Below are 20,491 nucleotides of genomic sequence, written 5' to 3'. Positions count from 1 at the left end.
AGGCGGACCATGGAGGAACTGCCTGACGGGCTCCTGGCCTGGTTCGAGGAGCCGGGACAGAGGGCGGAGAACCCGCCGGACAGGCGACGTGATCACCCGAGTTGCGGGGCCTCCCCGGCTTCGAACTGCGAGCCGATCGCGTCGATCACCCGCCGGTGACCCCGCCAGCGCACCCCGTTTCGGTGTCCGGTCCGGGAGCAACGGCTCGATCCGGGCCGGCGTAGCGTGGGCGGATGACTTGGCGGGTCCCTACGTACCGGATCGTCGACGGCGAGAAGATCGACGGGGCCTGGTGCCTCGACCGCCAGGACCGCCCGTTGCGGATTCTCCTCACGGAGATCGGCGACGCCGTCGACGGGGGCGGGCCGGTGGTGACGGCGGAGATGCACGCGGAGGTCCTGGATTACTTCGGCCGCGGGGACCAGGGCGTCCGGCGGGAGGAGGAGCGGAGGGCCGTTCTCCACGCCGACGATCCTGTGGAACGCGGCCGGCCGGTTCTCGTCTCGTACGAAACCGTCTATCCCCAGGGGTGGCCCGAGGAGCCCGGTCTGTTCGTGCTGCGCAACGACTTCCCGGCGCGGATCACCTACGCCGGTGAGCACTACGCGTCCGTACTCCACGGTTACTGGTCCCTGTCGGCGGCCGATGCCTCCGCCCGCAGCAGAATCCGGGACGCGCCGTCCGGCCGGGAGGCGCAGGAACTCGGTGGTGAGGCGGCGCGGAGGAAGGACTGGCCGGAAGCTCGGCTTGCGGTCATGGCCGGGCTCCTGCGGGCCAAGTTCACGCAGCACCCCCGGCTCGCCGAGGTCCTTCTCTCCACGGGCGACGCGAGGATCAGCTACACCGGCATCTCGGAATCGCCTTTCTGGCGGGACGTCCCCGACAGTCGTGGGCGAAACTGGGCGGGTCGGCTGCTCGAGCTGACGCGGGCCGAACAGGTCGCCCGGCAGACCGCCGGTCTTGCCTGACGGCCGGAAGAGGAGGAGCCGGTGGCAGAGGGCAGAGGGCAGCTCTTCCAGTGGATGCGCTGCCACTGGGATGAAGAGGACATCTGGTTCTACTTCGAGTTCGGGGCCGAGGGCATCGTGACGCGACAGGTCGAGCTACAGGGCCCGGCGCGCGTCCCGATTGCGGCAGCGTCCCTCGACGAATGGCAGCACGCGCGGGATGAGGGCCGCCTGGCCGGCTACGAGAAGAAGTACGGCCTCACCGCCGAACCACCCGTCTCGGAGTGGGAAGGCCACGATCCCGAGCCGCTGACCGCCGAAGAGTTCGAGACGGTCTGGGACACCGCCCGCCGCCGGATCGCCGATGGCTGACGGCCGCGGCGCACGGGAGGTCGGCGACAGGGAACTTGCGGCCCTTCTCGCCGACGAGGCCCTGATGGAGATGCGTTCCGTGGCCCGGCGCGCGAGGGTGTCGGCGGACGGGGACGCGCCGGCCGAGGCCGTGGTCCGACTCGGTGAGGCGGCCGATTTCTGCCGCGACATGCTGCTGGTCTCCCGGTCGAGCAGTCGGCGGCCTTTCCGTTCCACGCCGAGCAGGCGGCAACGGGCGATGGCGAAGCGGCCGATGAGCTACCGGTGGCAGACGTACGGCCCCGAGCGGCGTGCCTGGATCCTCGATCACGTCGAGAGGGCGGGACTCCGCTGGACTCCGCCGCCGCCGCTGCCGACGCCCCGGAAAGGGCCGCCGACGCTGGGCCTGCGGCAACGGCTGGCGATGCTGGCGGGGTGGCCGGTGCGGACTCCGCCGGGCCGACGGCGGCTGCCCCGTCGCGCACGCGTCCTCAAGGCCGTGGACAGCGGGACCCTCCGCGCACTCTACGAGGAGGCCGAGCATCGACGACTCGGCCTCGGCAAGGGCGGCGCCTGGCTGGACACCCATCTCATGTCCGACGCCACCCACTTCCTCTTCCCGGACCCGGCTGATTACTACTGGCCGGATCCCGACGCGGGTCGCCCCTGGTGGCAATGCCGGGTTCTGCTGCGCATGGTCGACGGAGAACAGGTGAACGGGCTGCTTGCCGTGATGCCTGAAACCTACGTCGCGCTGCCGTCGACGGTCCCGCGCCCCCGGCAGCACCTCATCGCTCGTACCGCCCGGCTGACCGAGCGGGATACGTACCTCTGGGGGCGGGACCACAAGGCGGGCTGCGGCCCGGGGACTTGCGGGTACCGGTCACCGGTCGAAGAGCGTCTGTTCCCCCTGCTGCCCGACCCGCAGGACGGCCCGGACCAGGACTGAGCCGCCGCGAGCCGCCGGCGGTCAGAGCCCGGCGCGGCGGAGTACGAGCCCGTAGTGCTCGGGGTCCGCCAGGATGAGGCTCCTCGCCCGTTCGTGGTCCGCCCTGAGGGCGTCCGGCCAGGCGGCGGGATCCAGCGGGATCCACAGCGCGAGGTCCAGCCGCACCGCGGGGTCCGCACAGGTCAGGAAGGCGGTCAGGACCGCCTCCCGGTAGGCGGCGTGCACGTCGGCGAGCGCGTCGAGGGCGGCCTGGCTCTCCGGCGTCGGCGTTCCGCTTCGTACGCCGTCCGCGGACGCGTAGCGCAGCGGGGGCCCGGAGAAGTACCAGGCCATGGTCGCCCCGGTCTTCTCGGCGGGCGTACCGGTGCGGACGTAGGAGACGATCCCCTCCTGCGTCCAGCGGTGCCCGAGGGCCTTGACCAGGGGGCGTACGAGCTGGTTGATCCCGCTGCGGCAGTGGTCGAGAACGGCGGCCTGGAGGAGCGGGGCGGCGTGCCGGCGCGTGCGGTCCGGGTCGGCCTCGGCGGCCCGGCCGATCTCCCAGCGCTTGACCTCGCACCGCCGGTACGCGCTCTCCCCGGCCCCGTCCGGAACGGCCCAGGCGGGGCTGAAGAGTTCCAGGAGCCCGTCCAGGTGCGGTTCGAACGCGGCGGTACGGGCCGGAGGATCCGGAATCATCTCGAACGTCACAGGCGTCGCCCGCCCCCCGCCCTGGAATCTACTCCTCGCCCGCCAGTGTCAGCGACCGCAGGCGCTGGGCGGCGAACCACGTCGCGCCCGCCGTGACCACGGTCAGCAGGACCGTCGCCACCGGCAGCGCCACGTCGGAGACCACGTGGCCGCCCTGGCCGATCCTCTCGCCCACCGCCAGCGCCCACTGCTGGATGCTGAGCGTCTTCACGCCGTCGACGAGGCTGCCGAGCAGGGCCTCCCACACCAGCGCGTAGACGAGCCCGAAGACCACCGCGTGCCGCGAGATCGTGCCGAGCATCAGGAAGAAGGCGGCGTACGCGACGGAGGCGACCGCGGCGGCCAGGGCGTACGCGACCGCCAGGCGGCTGCCGTTGCCGCCGAGGATGTACCCGGCGACCAGCGTGGGGAGCGCGGAGAACGCGACGGTCACGCTCACCGCGACGATCAGTTTGGTGAGGATGATCGTCGGGCGCGGCACGGGCTTCGCGAGCAGATAGACGATCGAACTGTCGTCGATCTCCGGGCCGATGGCGCCCGTGCCGGCGATGACGCCGATGAGCGGCACCATGGTCGCCAGCGCGAAGCCGCCGAGGAGGTCGGCGGTGACCTCGTCGTCAGCGCCGACGAGGGCCCGTACGACGATGGCGATGACGATGAGCAGCACGGGCAGCAGGAGCAGGATGAGCGCCCGGCGGCGGCCGAGGATGGCCCGCTGGGTGAGCCGGGCGACGGTGGGGTGGTACAGCATCGCGTTCTTCGCTCCTTCTCAGGCCGCGACCAGGTACGAGAAGACGGATTCGAGGGACTCGTCGGAGGGCGAGACCTCGTAGAGGCGGATGCCGTGGTCCCTGGCGACGCGCGGCAGCAGCTCGGTGAAGCGGGCGAAGTCGACGGCCTGGATGTGCAGGACGCCGTCGCGCCGGTCGAGTTCGAGCCCGGCGGTGGACGGGTCGGCGATGAGCGCGGAGGCCAGCGCGCGGTCGTCGCTGGAGCGTACGGCGTAGTGGTGCGGGCGGTCGGTCATCAGCCGGCGGATCTTGCGGAAGTCGCCGGAGGCGGCGTGCCGGCCGGCGACGATCACCTCGATGTGCGCGGCGAGTTGCTCGACCTCCTCCAGGATGTGCGAGGAGAACAGCACGGTGCGGCCGGCGGCGCCCATCTGCCGCAGCAGGTCCATGAGGTGCATGCGCTGGCGCGGGTCCATGCCGTTGAACGGCTCGTCGAGGAGGAGCACGTCGGGCTCGTGGACGAGGGCGGAGGCCATCTTCACGCGCTGGCGCATGCCTTTGCTGTATGTGCTGATGCGGCGGTTCTGCGCGTACTCCATCTCGACCGTGGCCAGCGCCTTGCGCGCGGCCTCGGCGCCCAGTCCGTGCAGCTCGGCGTTGGCGAGGACGAACTCGCGGCCGGTGAGGAAGTCGTACATCGCCTCGCGCTCGGGGACGAGGCCGATCTGCTGGTAGACCCGCTCGTTGCGCCAGATGCGCACGCCGTCGAGGGTGACCGCGCCGGTGGAGGGGGCGAGGAAGCCGGCCATCATGTTGATGAGGGTCGACTTGCCGGCGCCGTTGGGGCCGAGGAGGCCCGTGACGCCCGGGCCGATGGCCATGGTCACGTCGTTGACGGCGACGACGTTGCCGAACCAGCGGGAGACGCTGTCGATCCGGATGGTGGTCACAGCCCGGCCTTTCGGTAGCGGCGCAGCAGGAAGAGGAAGCAGCCGGCGGCGAGCGCGAGCGCGACCAGCAGCGCGGTGCCGCCGGCCGCGGTGGACGGGTCGACCGGCTCGGGGGAGGCGGTGCTGGGGGTCGCGCCGAGGAACGTCGACTGGATGTTGTCGATGATGCCGATGGGCGAGAAGAGCGCGAACCAGCCGATGGCGCCGAGGTTGTCCTGCTCCCACGCGATGCCCTGCAGCGCGCTGACCGCGCCGAACGGCACGATGAACGCCGCGATGACGGCGGCGACGCCGAAGCCGCGGCGCGGGGTGAGGGCCGCGATGGCCAGGCCGATGCCGGCGAAGAGCACGGAGAGCAGGGCGACCGAGAGGAGCGCCTGGGCGAAGCCCTTGGTCTGGTCGGTGAAGTCGAGCTTCGCCAGCAGTGCGCCGACGTAGAGGATCAGCAGGGGGGTGGCGGTGAGGATGAAGAGCGCGCCGGCCATCGCCGCGTACTTGGCGGAGACGTAGTCGAGGCGCTCGACGGGGCGGGAGAAGTAGAGCGGGACGGTGCGGAACCGCAGGTCGCGGGAGACGGACACGGGGGCCTGGGCGGCGATGAAGAGGAAGATGACGGGCTGGAGGTAGATCGCGTAGTCGGTGTACTCCAGCGGCAGTTCGTCCATGCTCGTGCCGATGGCGACGGCGACGAGGATGAGCGCGACCAGGCACATGATGCCGAAGAGGAGCGCGGGCGGGACCTTGGACTTGGCGGAGCGGCCGAGGCCGTACGCGGCGCGCAGGGACTGGGTGAACAGGGAGCGGCGGGCGTAGCCGCGGCCGAGGCGGGGGCCTTCGTAGTGGCGGTAGCCGATGTCGTGGATGACGTCGGTGGCGGCGGGGGTGCTCGTGCCGGGGGCTTCGGCGGGCGCGCCGGGTTTGCCGGTGGCGCCGGAGTTGCCGGTGGCGGGCGCGTCAGTGGGCATGAGGGCTTCCTGCGGGGTCGGTCGCGGACGTGCTCGCGGGGGTGCTGGGGTTCGTGTCTGCGCTCGGGTTCTCGCTCGCGTTCTCACTCGCGCTCGCGCTCGCGCTCGCCGGGAGGGTGTCGTCGTCGCGGAAGATCTCCGCGATCCGGTGCCTGCGCTGCTCCATGCGCACCAGCCCGAGGCCGAGCCCGGCCACCGCGTCCCGTACGACGTCGTACGTGCCGTCGTCCGCGGCCTCGACGTAGAGCAGCCGGCCGTCCGCGGTGATCCCCAGGCCCGCGCCCGCGAGCGCCTTGCGCAGAGTGGCGGTGCCGTCGGGGTGGGCGTCGGTGTCGGTCACCTCGACCGCGAGGGTGGCGGTGGTCTGTGTGAAGTCGCTGGTGGAGCTGGAGCGCAGCAGCCGCCCGCCGTCGATGACGACGACGTGGTCGCAGGTGCGTTCCAGCTCGCCGAGGAGGTGCGAGGTGACGAGGACGGAGATGCCGAAGTCGGCGTATACGCGGCGGATGAGGCCGAGCATGTCGTCGCGGCCGACGGGGTCGAGGCCGTTGGTCGGCTCGTCGAGGAAGACGAGTTGCGGGTCGTGCACGAGGGCCTGGGCGAGCTTGACGCGCTGCTTCATGCCGGTGGAGTAGCCGCCGATGGGGCGGTAGCGCTCCTCGTACAGGCCGACGTGGCGCAGGGTGTCGGCGGTGCGCTCGCGGGCCGCGGCGGCGGGGAGGCCGGACATGCGCGCCATGTGGACGACGAACTCCGTGGCGGAGACGTCGGGCGGCAGGCAGTCGTGTTCCGGCATGTAGCCGACGCGCTCACGGATGGTGGCGGCGGTGTCGCTGCCGGCGGCCACGTCGAGGCCGAGCACGGTGGCGGAGCCCTCGGAGGCGGGGGAGAGGCCGAGCAGGATCTTGATCAGCGTGGACTTGCCGGCGCCGTTGGCGCCGACCAGGCCCGTGACCCCGGGGCCGATGTCGAGGGTGAGGCCGTCGAGCGCGGTGACCCGGGGAAACCGTTTGCTCAGGTTCTCGGTGGCGATGACTGTCACGTTGCACGACGGTAGTGGCGCGGGGGCGCGGGGTCGTCAGACCTGGCGATGGTTGCCGGATACGACCGGGGAGGGACGGACCCGTAGGGGGAAGGAGGCGGGAACCCTGAGGTTACCGACGGTATCCACAGGGCGACTGCGGGCATTGACGGAGCCATGGGGCGATGTCACAGTCATTGGTGTCAGCTTTTGGGGCGGGGCCGGGCGAGGCCGGGCCGGCCGCGGCGGCGCGGTTTCGGATGCGTTTTGAGGTGCGGTTTTCGGGTGCGGAATCCGGTCGGCGGAAGGGGAGGGGCGGACTGATGACACTTACCGAGTCCTCGGCGGCTCTGCGGGGGTTCAGAAGCGTGCAGCGGCTGGCGTACGCGTGCGCGGAGGCGGTGGCGGCGCAGCTCCGGCCGGGGGTCACGGAGCGGGAGGCCGCGCGGATGCAGCGGGAGTGGCTGCGCGAGCGTGGCGTGCGGGACTGGTTCCACCTGCCGTTCGCGTGGTTCGGCGACCGGACGGCGTTCGCGGGCTTCCGGGTGCCGCTGCAGTTCTTCCCGACGAACCGGGAGCTGGCGCCCGGTATGCCGTTCATCCTCGACCTCGCGCCGGTGCACGGCGGGCACACGGCCGACGTGGGCTATTCCGGCTCCCTCGGGCCGAATCCCGTGCACGACCGGCTCATGCGCGACCTGCGGGTGCACCGGGAGCTAATCCTGCGCGAGGTGCGCGAGCGCCGCCCCCTGCGGGAGATATACGAGGACGTGGAGCGCCTCATGGTCCGCCAGGGCTATCACAACCGGCACCGGGCCTATCCGTTCGGCGTCATCGCGCACAAGGTCGACCGCGTCCGGGAGCGGCGCTTCTCGCCGCACGTGTTCGGCTTCGGCACGCAGAGCCTGAAGGGGCTGGCGAAGGACGCCCTGCGCGGGCACCGCGAGGGATGGTCGCCGCTGTGGAGCCCGTACCGGTTCTCGGAGCATCCGCCGCGACCGGGGCTGTGGGCGGTGGAGCCGCACCTGGGCTTCCGCGGCACGGGGGCGAAGTTCGAGGAGCTGCTGGTGGTGACGGACTCGCGGGACGCGGAGGAGAGCGCGTTCTGGCTGGACGACGACCTGCCGCACGTGCGGCGGTGGCAGGAGGCGGAGGCGGACCGGGTGCCGGCGGAGGAGGCGCCGGGCGGCGGGCAGGGTGAAGTGCGGGGGCGGGCGCGGGAGAAGGGGCGGGTGGCATGAGCGAGTGGGGCGGCGTGGCCGTGCGGGAGCGGTGGGTCGGGACCGGCGGGGTCGAGCTGTGCGTGGCGGAGCTGGGGGACGCCGGGCAGCCGACGGTCGTGCTGCTGCACGGCTATCCCGACAGCAAGGAGGTGTGGTCCCAGGTCGCGTCCCGGCTCGCCGGGCGCTTCCACGTCGTGCTGTACGACGTCCGCGGCCACGGGCGCTCCACCGCGCCGAAGCCGCTGAAGGGCGGCTTCACGCTGGAGAAGCTCACGGACGACTTCCTCGCCGTGCTCGACGCCGTCAGCCCGGACCGCCCGGTGCACCTCGTGGGGCACGACTGGGGCTCGGTGCAGGGCTGGGAGTTCACCACGGTGGAGCGCACGGAGGGCCGCATCGCGTCGTTCACCTCCCTCTCCGGCCCCTCCCTCGACCACTTCGGGCACTGGATCAACGGCCGGCTGCGCCGCCCCACCCCGCGGCGGGCCGGCCAACTGCTCGGCCAGACCGCCAAGTCCTGGTACGTGTACCTGCTGCACACCCCCGTCCTGCCCGAGCTGGCCTGGCGCGGACCGCTCGGCGCGCGCTGGCCGGCCATCCTGCGGCGGCTGGAGAAGGTCCCCGGCGACGGCTATCCGACGGCCTCCCTGGGCGACGACGCGGCGCACGGCGCCTGGCTCTACCGGGACAACGTCCGCGCCCGGCTGCGCCGCCCCCGCGCCGACGCCTACGCGCACGCGCCGGTGCAGCTCATCACCCCCGCCGGCGACGCCTTCCTCTCGCCCAGCCTCTACGACGACCTGGACCGCTGGGTGCCGCAGTTGCTGCGGCGCACGATCGACGCCCGGCACTGGGTCCCGCGCACCCGGCCCGACCAGCTCGCCGCGTGGATCGGGGAGTTCGTCCTCGCGCACGAGGACGGCACGCCGGCGGCGGAGATCGTCCCCGGCGGGCCGTACGCGGACCGGTTCGGCGGGCGGCTGGTGCTGATCACCGGCGCGGGCAGCGGCATCGGCCGGGCCACCGCGTTCGCCTTCGCGGAGGCCGGCGCGCGGATCGTGGCGGCGGACGTCGACGCCGAGGGCGCGGCCACGACCGCCGAACTGTGCCGCATGATCGGCGCGGCGGAGGCGTGGCCCGAGGTCGTGGACGTCGCGGACGAGGAGGCGATGGAGAAGTTCGCCGAGCGGGTCGCCGCTGCTTACGGGGTGGTGGACGTGCTGGTGAACAACGCCGGGATCGGTCTCTCCGGCCCGTTCCTCGACACCTCGACGGCGGACTGGCGCCGGGTGCTGGACGTCAACCTGTGGGGCGTCATCCACGGCTGCCGGCTCTTCGGCAGGCAGATGGCCGAGCGCGGCCAGGGCGGGCACATCGTCAACACCGCCTCGGCCGCCGCCTATGCGCCGTCGCGGACCCTGCCCGCGTACGCCACGTCGAAGGCCGCGGTGCTGATGCTCTCGGAGTGCCTGCGCGCGGAGCTGTCGGGGCAGGGGATCGGCGTCTCGGCCGTCTGCCCGGGCTTCGTGCACACCAACATCACGGCCACCACGCGGTTCGCGGGCGTCTCCGAGGAGGAGGAGCGGCGGCGGCGGAAGAGCGCGCACCGCTGGTACGGAAAGCGGAACTACCCGGCGGAGAAGGTCGCGGACGCCGTGCTGCGGGCGGTCGCGCGCAACCAGGCGGTGGTGCCGGTCACGCCGGAGGCGCGGGGCTCGCGGCTGCTGGCGCGGTTCGCGCCGCGGGCGCTGCGGGCGATAGCCCGGGTGGAGCCGAAGATCTAGCGCGGGCCGGCGCCCGTCGTCCACCCGCCAGCCGGCCACATCCATCTGCCTTCCAGGAGCCGCATCATGAGCGCAGAAGCACGACCCCCGCCCGCGGAGCACGGCGCGAGCACGTCGCACCAGGTCTCGTTCGGCCGGCTGGAGCCTCCGGTGTACGCGCCGGCCGTACCATCCCTCCCAAGAGGGCCCGCCGCGGCGGCGGGCGGGCCGGGGGACGGGCCGAGGGGCAGGCGAGCGGTGCTTCAGGAGCAGACGGCCGGTGAGTACCGGATCGAGGGGCTGGCGCACGCCAGCGGCACGACCGTACGCACCATCCGCGCGTACGCCGACCGCGGGCTGCTGCCCCGGCCGGAGCGGCGCGGGCGTACCAACGTCTACGGCGAGGAACACCTCGCCCGGCTGCGGCAGATAGCCGGCCTCCTCGACCGCGGCTACACCCTGGCGTCCATCAAGGAGCTGCTGGAGGCGTGGGACGAGGGTCGGGGCCTCGGCGGCGTGCTGGGCCTGGTCGCCGAGGTGCAGGGGCCGTGGACCGACGAGGAGTCCGGGCAGTTGAGCCGGGCGGAGCTGGAGGAGCTGTTCGGCGGGGCGGCGGACGAGTCCGCGGTCGAGGAGGCCGTCGAGCTGGGCGTACTGGAGCGGGTGCCGGGCGAGCCGGAGATGTTCCTCGTGCCCAGCCCGCAGCAGCTCACGGTCGCCGCGGAACTGCACGCGGCAGGCGTCCCGTTCGCCGCCATCACCGGTCAACTGCGCGAGCTGCGGCTGCGGGTGGAGGAGATAGCGGCGGGCCTGCTCGACTTCACCGCCGAGCACGTCTTCCAGCGCTACCTCGACCATCCTCCGTCGGACGCGGAGGCGACCGAGGCGGCCGGGCTCGTCCGGCGGCTGCGGCCGCTCGCGCAGCAGACGATGGACGCCGAGCTGGCCCGCGCGATGCGCACCCTGGCCACGCGCCAGCTCCACGAGCACCTCGCAGGACCGCCCCAGCCCCAGGCCGCCGCCCCGGCGACGGTCCCGGTGAGCCTGCCGGCGGCCACGGTCGCGGCGGTCCGCGATCTCGTGGGCCCGGCGGCGACGGCGGAGTTCGTCACCTCGGCGACGGAACGGGAGGTCCACAAGCGCCGCATGGACACCCTGGCGGGGAGCGGGAGCGGGAGCGGGAGCGGGGGCGGGGAGGACGGCGCGGCCGGATACGGGGGTTGACCGCGGGTTACTCGCGGGTCACTCTGGGTCGGCCGTCCACGGGAGGAGAACACCCATGCGCAGACGCAGCTTTGTCAGCGGGTTAGCCGCCACGACCGCCGCCACCGGCCTCGGCCTCACCGCCGCAGGCCACGGCCACGCCGCCGCCACCGCCCCCGCACCCACCGACGGCCGGTCCGGCCGCGGTGCCGGGCCCCGGGCCGCCTGGCGGGAGGTTTCCGTACCGGCCGGGGCGCCCGCCGTCCTGCTCGGCGCCGTTGCCGCCGCCGGGCCCGATCTCGCGTGGGCCGTGGGCGAGGAGGCCCGTAGCGGCTCGACGTCCGGCCGGCCCGTCGCCCGTACCTGGGACGGCTCCGCCTGGCAGGCCACCGATGTCTCGCATCTCGCCTTCGCCGGCAGCATCCGCAACGTCGCCGCCGCCCCCGCGGGCGCGGCGGTCGCGGCCTGGGCCGTGGCGTACGACCGGGCCGGTGCCGACCACCCCCTGGCCTGGGACGGCGCCACCTGGCGCGAGCACGACTTCCCCGGACGCGGCGAGTCCGGTACGGAGTTGTGGGCCGTCGCCGTCGCGCCCGACGGCACCGTCCGGATCTCCGGCACCCGCGACGGCGCCTCCCGCGTGCTGCGCTCCGGCGACGCGGCCGGCACCCGCTGGAGCTGGTCGCCGCCGCTGCCCACCGACGACGGTTCCGTCCCCAGCCTGTGGAACGTCCACGTCGACCGCGCCGGTGCCACCTGGGTCTCCGGCGACGTCGTCGTCGCCCGCTACGACGACCGCTCCTGGCTCGTCCTGCCCCGGCTCGCCGGGCTGCGCCTGTCCGTCACCGACCTGCTCCCCGTCGCCCCCGACGACATCTGGCTCACCGGCCACGACTACGGCGCCGGCGGCCCGCCCGGCAAGCCGCCGAGCGTCGTCCTGCGCCACTACGACGGCACGGCGTGGAGCGACGTCGCCGCCCCCTTCACCGTCGGCTCCCTCGGCGCCATCGCGCCCGACGCCGCCGGCCGCCCCGCCGTCATCGCGGGCTGGGACTTCCGGGACGGCACCAGCGCCCACTATCTCCGCTGGGACGGCACCGCCTGGACCAGCGAACGCGGCCCCGTAGCCGCCCAGGGCACCACCCCCGTGATGTCCGCCCTCGCGCCCATACCCGGCACGGCCGGCTTCTGGTCGGCGGGCACCACGGCGCAGTCGCCGTTCCCGCCCGCCCAGGCGCGTATCGAGCGCTACGGCTGACGGTCCCGCCCTCTACGCTGGACGCCGGCAGAGAGCGGACGGCGCCGGGAGGGTGGCTGGTGGGCAGCGGACGGATCCCCGTGGTCGTCCTCGCGGGTTTTCTCGGCTCCGGCAAGACCACCCTCCTCAACGGGCTGTTGCGCAACGGCACCGGCACCCGGATCGGCGCCGTCGTCAACGACTTCGGCAGCATCGAGATCGACGCCATGGCCGTCGCCGGCCAGGTCGACTCGATGGTCTCCCTCGGCAACGGCTGCCTGTGCTGCGCCGTCGACACCTACGAACTCGACGCCTACCTCGACCGGCTCGCCGGCACCGGCAGGATCGACGTCATCGTGGTCGAGGCCAGCGGCCTCGCCGAGCCGCAGGAACTCGTCCGCATGGTGCTGGCCAGCGAGAACGACCGCATCGTGTACGGGGGGCTGGTCGAGGTCGTGGACGGCGCCGAGTTCGCCGCGACCCGCGAGCGGCACCCCGAGATCGACCGCCACCTCGCCGTCGCCGACCTCGTCGTGCTCAACAAGACCGACCGGATCGACGACGCGGAACGCCGCCGCCTCCACGAGGCGATCGGGGAACTGGCCCCCGGCACCCCCGTGGTGGCGACAGCGTACGGGCGCGTGGATCCCGAGCTGTTCTTCGACCCGCGGGGCGACGACGCCCCCGGCGCCGCGGCCCCCCGCCACCGCCAGCTCTCCTTCGCCGACCTGGCGGCCGAGGAGTGCACCGGCGACGACCACGGCGCGCATCTCCACGCGGCGTACGAGAGCGTCGAGTTCGTCACCGGCCAGCCCGTCAGCCCGCGCCGCCTGCTGGACTTCCTCGACACCCGCCCCGCCGGCCTCTACCGCGTCAAGGGCTTCGTCCACTTCGGCGTCCCCGGCCACCCGCAGAAGTACGGGCTGCACGCCGTCGGCCGGTTCCTGCGCTTCCGCCCCGCCCCCTGGGACCGCGGCGAGGAACGGGTCACGCGGCTGGTGCTGATCGGTGCGGGGATCGACGCCGGCGCCGTACGCAAGGAACTCGACGCCTGCCGCGGCCATGGGCCGCAGGACGGCGGCGAGGACGCGATGTGGGGAGTGCTGCGGTACGTGGACGGCGACGAGGACCCGGCCGCGTAGCGACCGCGCGGCGTGGCCGGTCGCGCGGGTTCAACTGCCCGTTGCGGGACAGAAAGTCTGCGGGCCCCAGACCCTGCAAGCCGGCCCGCGTTGCGCATCCGACCGAGAGGGATCCCGCATGAGCACGTTGAGCCGCCGCGCCCTGGTCGCCGGGGCATCCGCCTCCGGCCTAGCCCTGGCGCTGCCCCATTCCGCCGCAGCCGCCGAAGCCGCCGAACCCGTAGCCGGCACCGCCGAATCGGCACCCGCCGGTGCCGCCGTCGCGTACGCCGCCTTCCGCCTCGTCCGCCTCCGCCCCGGCGACCCCGCCGTGCCCGAGGTGACGCTCCCCGACGGCTACGAGTTCGTGCCCGGCGACCGCTACCACGTCGCCAGCCGCGCCGAGTACTACTCCTTCGTCCGCGGCCCCGCCGCCCCCGACGGCATCGAGGTCTCCGTCCGCTGGCCCGGCGTCACCGTCGCCGCCGTCGTCCACATGGACACCCGGCTGCGTCTCGGACGCGACCGTGCCGACCGCCACCGCTTCGCCTTCACCCTCCCCGTCACCCAGCCCTCCGCCGACGCCAACCAGCCCACCCTGCAGATCTGGAGCCACCCCGACATATCCCCGGGGATGTACTACAAGCTCGACCACAACGACCCCGACCGCGTCGCGGGCCCCTGGACCACCGTCGCGTGGCCCGCCAACCAGGCCCGCTCCCAGCTCCACCAGCTCGTCGCCGCCCACCGCATCCTCGTCGACTCCGGCCTGAAGGCCACCGCGGCGGCGAAGGGCCACCGCTGGTTCGTCGCCGGCTTCGAGACGAACAACACCCTGCACGCCGACAACCCGCCCCACTGGCACCTCTCCTACAACTCCGGCAGCGACTTCGACTCCCCCACCCACAACACCCACTTCTGGCTCGACGCCGAGGCGAAGAACTTCTACAACGGCATGGACGTCACCGGCCTCGGCCGCCTGCGCCACTACGCCGGCGACCCGGCCCGCCTCTACGACTTCGCCGGCGACGCCAACGGCGGCCGCGGCGAACTCGTCGCGACCCTGACCATCCGCGAGGACGGCGGCATCGACATCGCCCCGCCCGCCGGCCCGGTCTACGCCCTCGCCGCGGGACGCGACGGCTCGCTCGTCGAGGAGGTCACGGTCGTACGCGACGGCCGCCCCTGGCTGCGCGTCGCGACCGAGGACCGCTACCGCGTCGGCATCATGACCGTCCGCACCCACGGCCTGAGCGACCCGGCGGACGACGACGTCACGCTCCTGCGCTACGACCCCCTCACCGGCGTCCTCGTCTGAGCAACCGGCGCCCCCGCAGCCGGCACCCCGACCCCCCACCCCCGGGTACGCGACGTCAGATCCCCGGCCCGTACCCGGGGTCGGGCGGCCGCCGCGGCGACCACCACTCCGTGAGCCCCGACACCCCCAGCCCCAGCGCCACCACGGCCGCCACCGCCGCCACCCACGGCCGCCCCACCCACCGCAGCCCCAGCGCCCAGACCCCCAGCGGCAGCAGCGCGCCGCCGAGGACGACGAGGGGCAGGTCGACGTAGAGCACGCTCAAGTCGCGCGCGTGCCCCTCGAACCCGCCGCGTACGTTCACCGCCGCCCGCGGCGCCCACGCGAGCGGTGCGACGACCGCCCCGAACAGCGCGAGCGCACACCCGCCAAGCCCGGTTCCCGTACCGCGGCGCGCCGCTGTCCCCACGCCGTTGCCACCCACGCCGTCACCGTCCCTCCTCACCCCACGCCACCACCCGTCTCGTCACCCTCCACCCCGCCCACGCCCCACACCACCCCCGCCGGAAACAGACGCGTCCGCCCCGCGTGAAGTTCCCCCGCCTCCCCGCCCCGCACCCTCTGGCGACGCGCGTAGACATCGGGCATCATCCTGCGGTGTACCACCTGCTCAGCAAGACCCCCACAAGTCCCCCGCACCAGCAGGAGGTTCCACATGCGCGTACGTTCCGCACTCACCGCCCTCGCCCTCGTCGCCGGCGCCTCGGTGGGCCTGGCGGCCGCCCCCGCCCAGGCGGCGCCCGCCGCCCCCGCCAAGGCCGCCGCGCCCGCCGCACCCCTGGTCACGAAGATCAGCCACTCCCAGGCCACGTCGATGTTCCGGTCCTCCGGCATCACCTGGTCGTCCTCCGGCGGCTGCTCCGACCGCAACAACCCCACCTGCACCTCCTTCGAGCAGCTCAACCTCGCCTCCGCCCAGGGCGCGCAGACGCTCAAGTCCGCGAGCGGCTGCGCCCTGAACATCACCGGCGGCACCGAGACCGGCCACGCCGGCGGCACGTACAGCCACTGGAACGGCTACAAGCTCGACTACTCCCTCGGCACCTGCGTCAACAACTACGTCACCGGCAACTTCGCGTACATCGGCGTACGCGGAGACGGCGCGCCGATGTACCGGTCCGGCTCCGGCAACATCTACGCCCGCGAGGGCAACCACTGGGACGTGACGTACTACAACTGCGGCGGCTGCTGACCCACCCAGGCCCGCAACCAGCCCGCCACAGCCCCGCCCGCCGCGACCCTGCGGCCGCGCAACGCAGGCCGTAGGGTCGCGGTATGCGACTGAGCACCCTGATCCTGCCCGTCCGGCGGTGGCACTCCGGCGGTCGTGCGCAATGGCAGCGGGCGGAGGAGCTGGGCTTTTCCGCCGCGTACACCTACGACCACCTGTCGTGGCGGACGTTTCGCGACGGGCCCTGGTTCGGTGCCCTGCCCACCCTGACCGCCGCCGCCTGCGTGACCTCCCGGCTGCGCCTCGGCACGCTCGTGACCTCGCCGAACTTCCGCCATCCGGTCACGCTCGCCAAGGAGTTGATCTCGCTCGACGACGTGTCGGGCGGGCGGATGATCCTCGGGATCGGCGCGGGGGGTTCCGGGTTCGACGCGACCGCGCTGGGGCAGCAGCCGTGGGCGGGGCGGGAGCGGACGGAGCGGTTCGGGGAGTTCGTACCGCTGCTGGACACGCTGCTGACGCAGGACACCACGTCGTACGCGGGCACGTACTACTCGGCGCACGAGGTGCGGATGATCCCCCGGTGCGTACAGCGGCCGCGGCTGCCGTTCGCCGTGGCGGCGACCGGGCCGCGCGGGATGCGGCTGGCCGCGCGCTACGGGCAGTCGTGGGTGACGACCGGCGACCCGCAGACGTCCGCGACCGGCACCGCCGCCGACTCCCTGGCCGCCATCCGCGCCCAGATCGCCCGGCTCGCCGAGGCGGGGGCCGCGGTCGGGCGGGACACCGCGGCGATGGAGAAGGTACTGCTCGCCGGCTTCACCCCGGACCGGCCGCTCGACTCCCTCGACGCCTTCGTCGACTTCGCCGGCAGGCACACGGCCCTCGGCTTCACCGAGATCGTGCTCCACTGGCCCATCCCGGACTCGGTCTTCGCCGCCGACGAGCGCGTCTTCGAACGCATCGCCACGGAGGCGCCGGCGCAGTTGGGCGCGGAGGCGGGCGCCTGACGGCCCGTCGGGGACCGCGCGCCTGATCGCTTACGGGGCCCGCAGCGCGTCCACCGCCAGGCGGCCCGCGGTGCCGATCACCGCGTCGGCCGCCGGGAGCGTCACCGCGGTCGCCGCCGCGCGGGTGCAGACGGCGACCGCGTAGCGGCCCCCGTCCGGGTACTCCACGACGCCGATCTCGTGCCGCAGCGTCGGCAGCGTGCCCGTCTTCCCGCTGACGCGTACGTCGTCGAAGGGGAACCCGGACGCCAGCCGGTGCCCCCACGCCTGGGTGCCCAGCGTGCGGCGCAGATCGGCGGCGTACGCGCCGGTGCACACCTCGTCGCGCCAGACGGCCGTGAGGAGCGCGGTGAGTTCGCGCGGGGTGGAGCGGTTTGTACGGGCCGGGTCGAGGGCGCGGAGGCGGGCGACGCGGGCGGGGTCGAGGAGCGCGGGGGCGCCTGCGGGGCCGGCGTCCTCGGCGAGTGCGGCGTAGAGATCGCGCACCTTCTGCACGGCGGTGGTACGGGTCAGGCCCAGGGCGGTCATGGTGCGGTTGACGGCCTCGATGCCGACGGCGTCCCACAGCACGTCGGCGGCGGTGTTGTCGCTGACGGAGACCGCGAGGACGGCGAGGTCGCGCAGCGAGAGGCGGGCGGCGTCGCGCATCGCGCCGAGCCCGGTGGGGCCGGGGGTGCGGCCGCCGGCGGGGACCTCGACGGCGGCGGTGAGGTCGACGCGGCCGTGCTCGGCCTCGCGGTAGAGGGTGGCCAGGAGGCACACCTTGTGCACGCTGGCCGTGCTGACCGGGGTGTCGGCGGCCACGGCGAGTTCGGCGCCGGTGTCGATGTCGCGCGCGTGGAGCTGGCCGGTGACGCCGGCTTCCGCGAACGCCCGGCGGATGCGCGACCTGGCGGTGCGGTGGGCGGCCGGTGTACGGGAGCCGGGGGGCGCGGGGGCGTCCGGGGGGCGCGGAGGGCCGGGGCGCTCCGGGGGCGGCGGCGGTTGCGCGGGAGGCGGCTCGGGCGGGGTCACAGCGGGAACTCCGATGCGGGGCGGGGGTGGACGGCAGCCGCGCGGGCGGGGCGCATGCCGGCGTGGTCGCGCATCGCCTCGTGGGCGGCCTCCGCGAAGCGGGCCACGGCCGGGTTGTGGCCGTCCGCCGGCCACGCCGCGGACGTACGCCAGCCGATCGGCTCACCGGCCAGCGGGCGCCACACCGTACCGGGACCCGCGGTGGTACGGGGCAGCAGGGCGACGGCGCCGCCGGGGGTGGCGGGGGCTTCGGGCGCCGTCCGCGTGCCGGGTGCCGCCGGTGCGTCCGCGTGGGCCGGGGCAGCCGGGGCGGCCGGCGCGGTGGAGAGGACGAGGGCGCGGGTGAAGTCGCCGCCGGACGCCTCGTGGACGGCGGCGGGCGTGCAGCCGTGCCGGGCGCAGGCGGTGAGGACCTCGTCGTAGAGCGCGGGATCGTCCGCCCGCGGCGTGAGGACCAGCGCGCGCCCGCTCAAGTCGGCGGCGGTCAGCCGCTCGACCGCGGCGAGCGGATCGGCGGCGGCGAGGAGCACGCCGAGCGGCTGGTGGAGTACGGGCCCGAAGGCGAGGCCGGGTGCGGGGCACGGATGCCGTACGACGCCCGCGTCGAGCGTGCCGGCGGCCAGTTCGCGGGCCTGCGCGGTGGTGGTCAGCTCGCGCAACTCCAGCTCGCCGCCCGGGGAGCGCTCGCGGTAGCCGGTGATGAGCGCGGCGACGGCCGCGGGGCCCAGGTGCGGCGGTACGGCCGCGCGCAGCGTACCGGCCGCACCGCTCCCGATCCGCGCCACCGCCGCCGCCAGCCGGTCCGCCGCGGCCAGCACCTGGTCGGCCTCGGCCAGCACGAGCCGGCCGGCGGGCGTCAGCGCCGTGCCCTGGCTGCCGCGGTCGAAGAGCCGCACGCCCAGCTCGCGCTCCAGGCGGCGGATGCGCTGGGACAGCGACGGCTGCGCGATGCGCAGCCGCTCGGCGGCGCGGCCGAAGTGGCGCTCCTCGGCGACCGCCCTGAAGTAGCGCAGATGCCGGAGGAGGTCCATGAACAGCAAGGATAGGCAGTCGCCTATCGGATCGATGAAGATATTGGTCTTGGACTGGGCCGCCCGGCGGCTGATCTGCTGTCCGGCATGACAGGACATGGGGTGGGGTACGGGGACGGACCGCGGGATCCGTACGGGACGGACGGGTACGGCGTCGGCGCGTACGGGGCCGATCCGTACGACGACGTGCCGGAACACCGCCCGCGCGCGCGACGGCGACGGCGGCGCGGTCCGGTGCTCGCCGCGGTGGCGGTGGTGCTGGCCGGCGGCGGGTACTGGGCGGCGACCGCCGGGCCGCTCGACGGCGGCGCGGACGGCGGCGGGCCCGCGGACCCGGAGGCGCGGCGGACCGCCGAGCGGTTCCTCGGCGGCTGGTCGGCGGGGGAGCTGAAGGCGGCGGCCCGGCTGACGGACTCGCCGGCCGAGGCGGAGCGGATCCTGACGAGCTTCACGGAGGGCCTGGAGATCGCGAAGCCGAAGCTGACGGCGGGCCGGGCCCGGGCCGACGGCGACGGCGGGGCGGAGGTGGCGTACACCGCGAAGATGCCCGTACGCGGCCTCGGCACCTGGACGTACGAGGCGACGCTGCCGCTGGTCCGCGAGGACGGCGGGAAGTGGCGGGTGCGGTGGGAGCTCGGGGCGGTGCACCCGAAGCTGACGGAGACGGAGAAGTTCCGGCTGGTGCGCGAGGAGTCGGAGGAACTGGAGGCGGTCGACCGCGACGGGGGCGCCGTCTCCGCCGCCGACCACCCGTCGCTGGCGGGCGTGCTGGGTCTCGGCGGCGGGCAGCCGCAGGGCGCGGTGCAGGTCGTCGACCGGCACTCGGGGGACGTACGGAGCACGGAGGCGCGCTTCGGACCCCGGCGGGACCCGGGGGACGGGACGTTGCGCACGACGGTCGACCCGGAGCTGCAGGGCGCCGCGGAGGCGGCGATGGAGCGGCACGCCGGCGGCCGCAACGCCGGGCTCGTCGCGCTCGACATGGACAGCGGCGAGGTGCTGGCCGCGGCCAACTCGCCGGCCGCGGGCTTCAACCGGGCCTTCCAGGGCACGTACGCCCCCGGCTCGACCTGGAAGGTCCTGACGACCGCCGCGCTGCTGAACAAGGGCGCGGTCACCCCGGAGACGACGGTGGACTGCCCGAAGTACCTGACGGTCGGGAAGCAGTTCCACAACGTGGAGACCTCCGAGATACCCGGCGCGACCTTCCGCGAGGACTTCATCCACTCCTGCAACACCGCCTTCGTCGCGCTGCGCGGCTCGCTCGGCGACGAGGAGATGACGGACTTCGCGGAGCGGTACTTCGGGATCGGGGAGGAGTGGAGCACCGGGGTGCCGTCGTTCGACGGGGAGGTGCCGGTGCCGGGGGACGAGACGGAGAAGGCCGCGTCACTCTTCGGGCAGGGGCGGCTGCGGGCGAACCCGCTGGTGATGGCGTCGGTCACGGCGACGGCGGCGACGGGGACGTTCCGGCAGCCGGTGATCGTGGCGGGGCAGGAGCCGTCGGCTTCGGCCGAGGAGCTGCCGGAGGGGGTCGTGGAGCAGGTGCGGACGCTGATGCGGGACACGGTGACGGAGGGCAGCGCGCAGGTGCTGGCCGGGCTGCCGGGGGACGTGGGGGCGAAGACGGGGACGGCCGAGGTGACGGCGACGGGGCCGAACAACGGGTGGCTGGTGGCGTACCGCGACGGGGTGGCGGTGGCGTGTGTGGTGGAGGACGCGGAGAGCGGATCGGGGGACGCGGGGCCCGTGGTGCGGGACGTGCTGGAGGCGGTGAAGTGAGGCGGCAGGCGGCG

Annotated in this window: 20 protein-coding genes; 12 read left to right on the top strand and 8 right to left on the bottom strand. The window is 74.1% G+C overall.

The window, feature by feature from the left end; translation table 11 throughout:
• Positions 1–233 precede the first annotated feature (233 nt).
• Genes DMB38_RS16985 through DMB38_RS16975 form a run of 3 tightly spaced genes read left to right on the top strand, consistent with a single transcriptional unit; the run spans position 234 to position 2,247 of the window.
• A complete protein-coding gene (locus DMB38_RS16985; RefSeq protein WP_125935910.1) occupies positions 234–968 on the top strand; it encodes an NADAR family protein in 735 nt (244 codons plus the stop codon).
• A 54-nt stretch (positions 969–1,022) separates the two neighbouring features.
• On the top strand, positions 1,023–1,319 hold the full coding sequence (locus DMB38_RS16980) for a hypothetical protein (RefSeq protein ID WP_125939091.1): 297 nt from the start codon (positions 1,023–1,025) through the stop codon (positions 1,317–1,319).
• Positions 1,312–2,247 (top strand): hypothetical protein, encoded by a 936-nt coding sequence (locus tag DMB38_RS16975; protein WP_125935909.1) that lies wholly within the window; start codon positions 1,312–1,314, stop codon positions 2,245–2,247. The genes DMB38_RS16980 and DMB38_RS16975 overlap by 8 nt, the downstream gene beginning before the upstream one ends.
• A gap of 21 nt (positions 2,248–2,268) precedes the next feature.
• On the opposite strand, the gene DMB38_RS36140 is transcribed toward DMB38_RS16975, so the two are convergent.
• From DMB38_RS36140 to DMB38_RS16950, 5 genes are read right to left on the bottom strand one after another with little or no spacing between them, the layout of a single operon-like run.
• Complete coding sequence (locus DMB38_RS36140) at positions 2,269–2,937, bottom strand: hypothetical protein (RefSeq protein ID WP_164716025.1); 669 nt, start codon at positions 2,935–2,937, stop codon at positions 2,269–2,271.
• A 28-nt stretch (positions 2,938–2,965) separates the two neighbouring features.
• The gene (locus DMB38_RS16965; protein ID WP_164716202.1) at positions 2,966–3,685 is read right to left on the bottom strand and encodes an ABC transporter permease subunit; all 720 of its coding nucleotides are present in this window, start codon (positions 3,683–3,685) and stop codon (positions 2,966–2,968) included.
• A 21-nt stretch (positions 3,686–3,706) separates the two neighbouring features.
• Positions 3,707–4,618, bottom strand: coding sequence for an ABC transporter ATP-binding protein (locus DMB38_RS16960; protein WP_125935907.1), 912 nt, complete (start codon positions 4,616–4,618; stop codon positions 3,707–3,709).
• Complete coding sequence (locus tag DMB38_RS16955) at positions 4,615–5,583, bottom strand: ABC transporter permease (RefSeq protein ID WP_125935906.1); 969 nt, start codon at positions 5,581–5,583, stop codon at positions 4,615–4,617. The genes DMB38_RS16960 and DMB38_RS16955 overlap by 4 nt, the downstream gene beginning before the upstream one ends.
• Positions 5,573–6,625, bottom strand: a complete 1,053-nt coding sequence (locus DMB38_RS16950; protein ID WP_125935905.1) for an ABC transporter ATP-binding protein — start codon at positions 6,623–6,625, stop codon at positions 5,573–5,575. Before DMB38_RS16950 ends, DMB38_RS16955 begins: the two co-directional genes overlap by 11 nt.
• Positions 6,626–6,927: 302 nt before the next feature.
• On the opposite strand from DMB38_RS16950, the gene DMB38_RS16945 reads away from it, so the two are divergent.
• From DMB38_RS16945 to DMB38_RS16920, 6 genes are all read left to right on the top strand, one after another.
• Positions 6,928–7,845 carry a M24 family metallopeptidase gene (locus tag DMB38_RS16945; RefSeq protein WP_125935904.1) on the top strand — a complete coding sequence of 306 codons (918 nt, stop codon included), beginning with the start codon at positions 6,928–6,930 and terminating at the stop codon, positions 7,843–7,845.
• The gene (locus tag DMB38_RS16940) at positions 7,842–9,611 is read left to right on the top strand and encodes an SDR family oxidoreductase (protein ID WP_125935903.1); all 1,770 of its coding nucleotides are present in this window, start codon (positions 7,842–7,844) and stop codon (positions 9,609–9,611) included. Before DMB38_RS16945 ends, DMB38_RS16940 begins: the two co-directional genes overlap by 4 nt.
• Positions 9,612–9,848: 237 nt before the next feature.
• Complete coding sequence (locus DMB38_RS16935; RefSeq protein ID WP_125939090.1) at positions 9,849–10,814, top strand: MerR family transcriptional regulator; 966 nt, start codon at positions 9,849–9,851, stop codon at positions 10,812–10,814.
• Positions 10,815–10,869: 55 nt separating this feature from the next.
• On the top strand, positions 10,870–12,051 hold the full coding sequence (locus DMB38_RS16930) for a hypothetical protein (protein ID WP_125935902.1): 1,182 nt from the start codon (positions 10,870–10,872) through the stop codon (positions 12,049–12,051).
• Between the two features lie 59 nt (positions 12,052–12,110).
• Positions 12,111–13,172 (top strand): GTP-binding protein, encoded by a 1,062-nt coding sequence (locus DMB38_RS16925; RefSeq protein WP_125935901.1) that lies wholly within the window; start codon positions 12,111–12,113, stop codon positions 13,170–13,172.
• Positions 13,173–13,290: 118 nt separating this feature from the next.
• Positions 13,291–14,469, top strand: a complete 1,179-nt coding sequence (locus tag DMB38_RS16920; RefSeq protein ID WP_125935900.1) for a hypothetical protein — start codon at positions 13,291–13,293, stop codon at positions 14,467–14,469.
• Between the two features lie 55 nt (positions 14,470–14,524).
• Here the strand turns inward: DMB38_RS16920 and DMB38_RS16915 are convergent, their stop codons facing one another.
• Entirely contained in the window at positions 14,525–14,893 is a 369-nt protein-coding gene (locus DMB38_RS16915) for a hypothetical protein (protein WP_240662316.1), read from the bottom strand.
• A gap of 231 nt (positions 14,894–15,124) precedes the next feature.
• Here DMB38_RS16915 and DMB38_RS16910 point away from each other — a divergent pair, with 231 nt between their 5' ends.
• Together DMB38_RS16910 and DMB38_RS16905 are read left to right on the top strand one after the other, a co-directional pair.
• Positions 15,125–15,661 carry a hypothetical protein gene (locus tag DMB38_RS16910; protein ID WP_125935899.1) on the top strand — a complete coding sequence of 179 codons (537 nt, stop codon included), beginning with the start codon at positions 15,125–15,127 and terminating at the stop codon, positions 15,659–15,661.
• A gap of 83 nt (positions 15,662–15,744) precedes the next feature.
• The gene (locus DMB38_RS16905) at positions 15,745–16,650 is read left to right on the top strand and encodes an LLM class flavin-dependent oxidoreductase (protein ID WP_125935898.1); all 906 of its coding nucleotides are present in this window, start codon (positions 15,745–15,747) and stop codon (positions 16,648–16,650) included.
• A gap of 30 nt (positions 16,651–16,680) precedes the next feature.
• On the opposite strand, the gene DMB38_RS16900 is transcribed toward DMB38_RS16905, so the two are convergent.
• Both DMB38_RS16900 and DMB38_RS16895 read right to left on the bottom strand, forming a co-directional pair.
• Positions 16,681–17,664 (bottom strand): serine hydrolase, encoded by a 984-nt coding sequence (locus DMB38_RS16900; RefSeq protein ID WP_125935897.1) that lies wholly within the window; start codon positions 17,662–17,664, stop codon positions 16,681–16,683.
• Positions 17,661–18,695 (bottom strand): LysR family transcriptional regulator, encoded by a 1,035-nt coding sequence (locus DMB38_RS16895; protein WP_125935896.1) that lies wholly within the window; start codon positions 18,693–18,695, stop codon positions 17,661–17,663. Before DMB38_RS16895 ends, DMB38_RS16900 begins: the two co-directional genes overlap by 4 nt.
• An 87-nt stretch (positions 18,696–18,782) precedes the next feature.
• On the opposite strand from DMB38_RS16895, the gene DMB38_RS16890 reads away from it, so the two are divergent.
• Positions 18,783–20,477 (top strand): penicillin-binding transpeptidase domain-containing protein, encoded by a 1,695-nt coding sequence (locus DMB38_RS16890; protein WP_240662314.1) that lies wholly within the window; start codon positions 18,783–18,785, stop codon positions 20,475–20,477.
• Positions 20,478–20,491 lie beyond the last annotated feature (14 nt).

Source organism: Streptomyces sp. WAC 06738 (assembly GCF_003945505.1).
Lineage (GTDB): Bacteria > Actinomycetota > Actinomycetes > Streptomycetales > Streptomycetaceae > Streptomyces.
This window is presented reverse-complemented; position numbering and strand designations above follow the sequence as displayed.

Coding starts and splice junctions, on each gene's coding strand:
- DMB38_RS16895 (WP_125935896.1), bottom strand. CDS start 18,695: ATGGACCTCCTCCGGCATCTGCGCTACTTCAGGGCGGTCGCCGAGGAG.
- DMB38_RS16930 (WP_125935902.1), top strand. CDS start 10,870: ATGCGCAGACGCAGCTTTGTCAGCGGGTTAGCCGCCACGACCGCCGCC.
- DMB38_RS16945 (WP_125935904.1), top strand. CDS start 6,928: ATGACACTTACCGAGTCCTCGGCGGCTCTGCGGGGGTTCAGAAGCGTG.
- DMB38_RS16905 (WP_125935898.1), top strand. CDS start 15,745: ATGCGACTGAGCACCCTGATCCTGCCCGTCCGGCGGTGGCACTCCGGC.
- DMB38_RS16955 (WP_125935906.1), bottom strand. CDS start 5,583: ATGCCCACTGACGCGCCCGCCACCGGCAACTCCGGCGCCACCGGCAAA.
- DMB38_RS16980 (WP_125939091.1), top strand. CDS start 1,023: ATGCGCTGCCACTGGGATGAAGAGGACATCTGGTTCTACTTCGAGTTC.
- DMB38_RS16985 (WP_125935910.1), top strand. CDS start 234: ATGACTTGGCGGGTCCCTACGTACCGGATCGTCGACGGCGAGAAGATC.
- DMB38_RS16910 (WP_125935899.1), top strand. CDS start 15,125: ATGCGCGTACGTTCCGCACTCACCGCCCTCGCCCTCGTCGCCGGCGCC.
- DMB38_RS16890 (WP_240662314.1), top strand. CDS start 18,783: ATGACAGGACATGGGGTGGGGTACGGGGACGGACCGCGGGATCCGTAC.
- DMB38_RS16975 (WP_125935909.1), top strand. CDS start 1,312: ATGGCTGACGGCCGCGGCGCACGGGAGGTCGGCGACAGGGAACTTGCG.
- DMB38_RS16940 (WP_125935903.1), top strand. CDS start 7,842: ATGAGCGAGTGGGGCGGCGTGGCCGTGCGGGAGCGGTGGGTCGGGACC.
- DMB38_RS16920 (WP_125935900.1), top strand. CDS start 13,291: ATGAGCACGTTGAGCCGCCGCGCCCTGGTCGCCGGGGCATCCGCCTCC.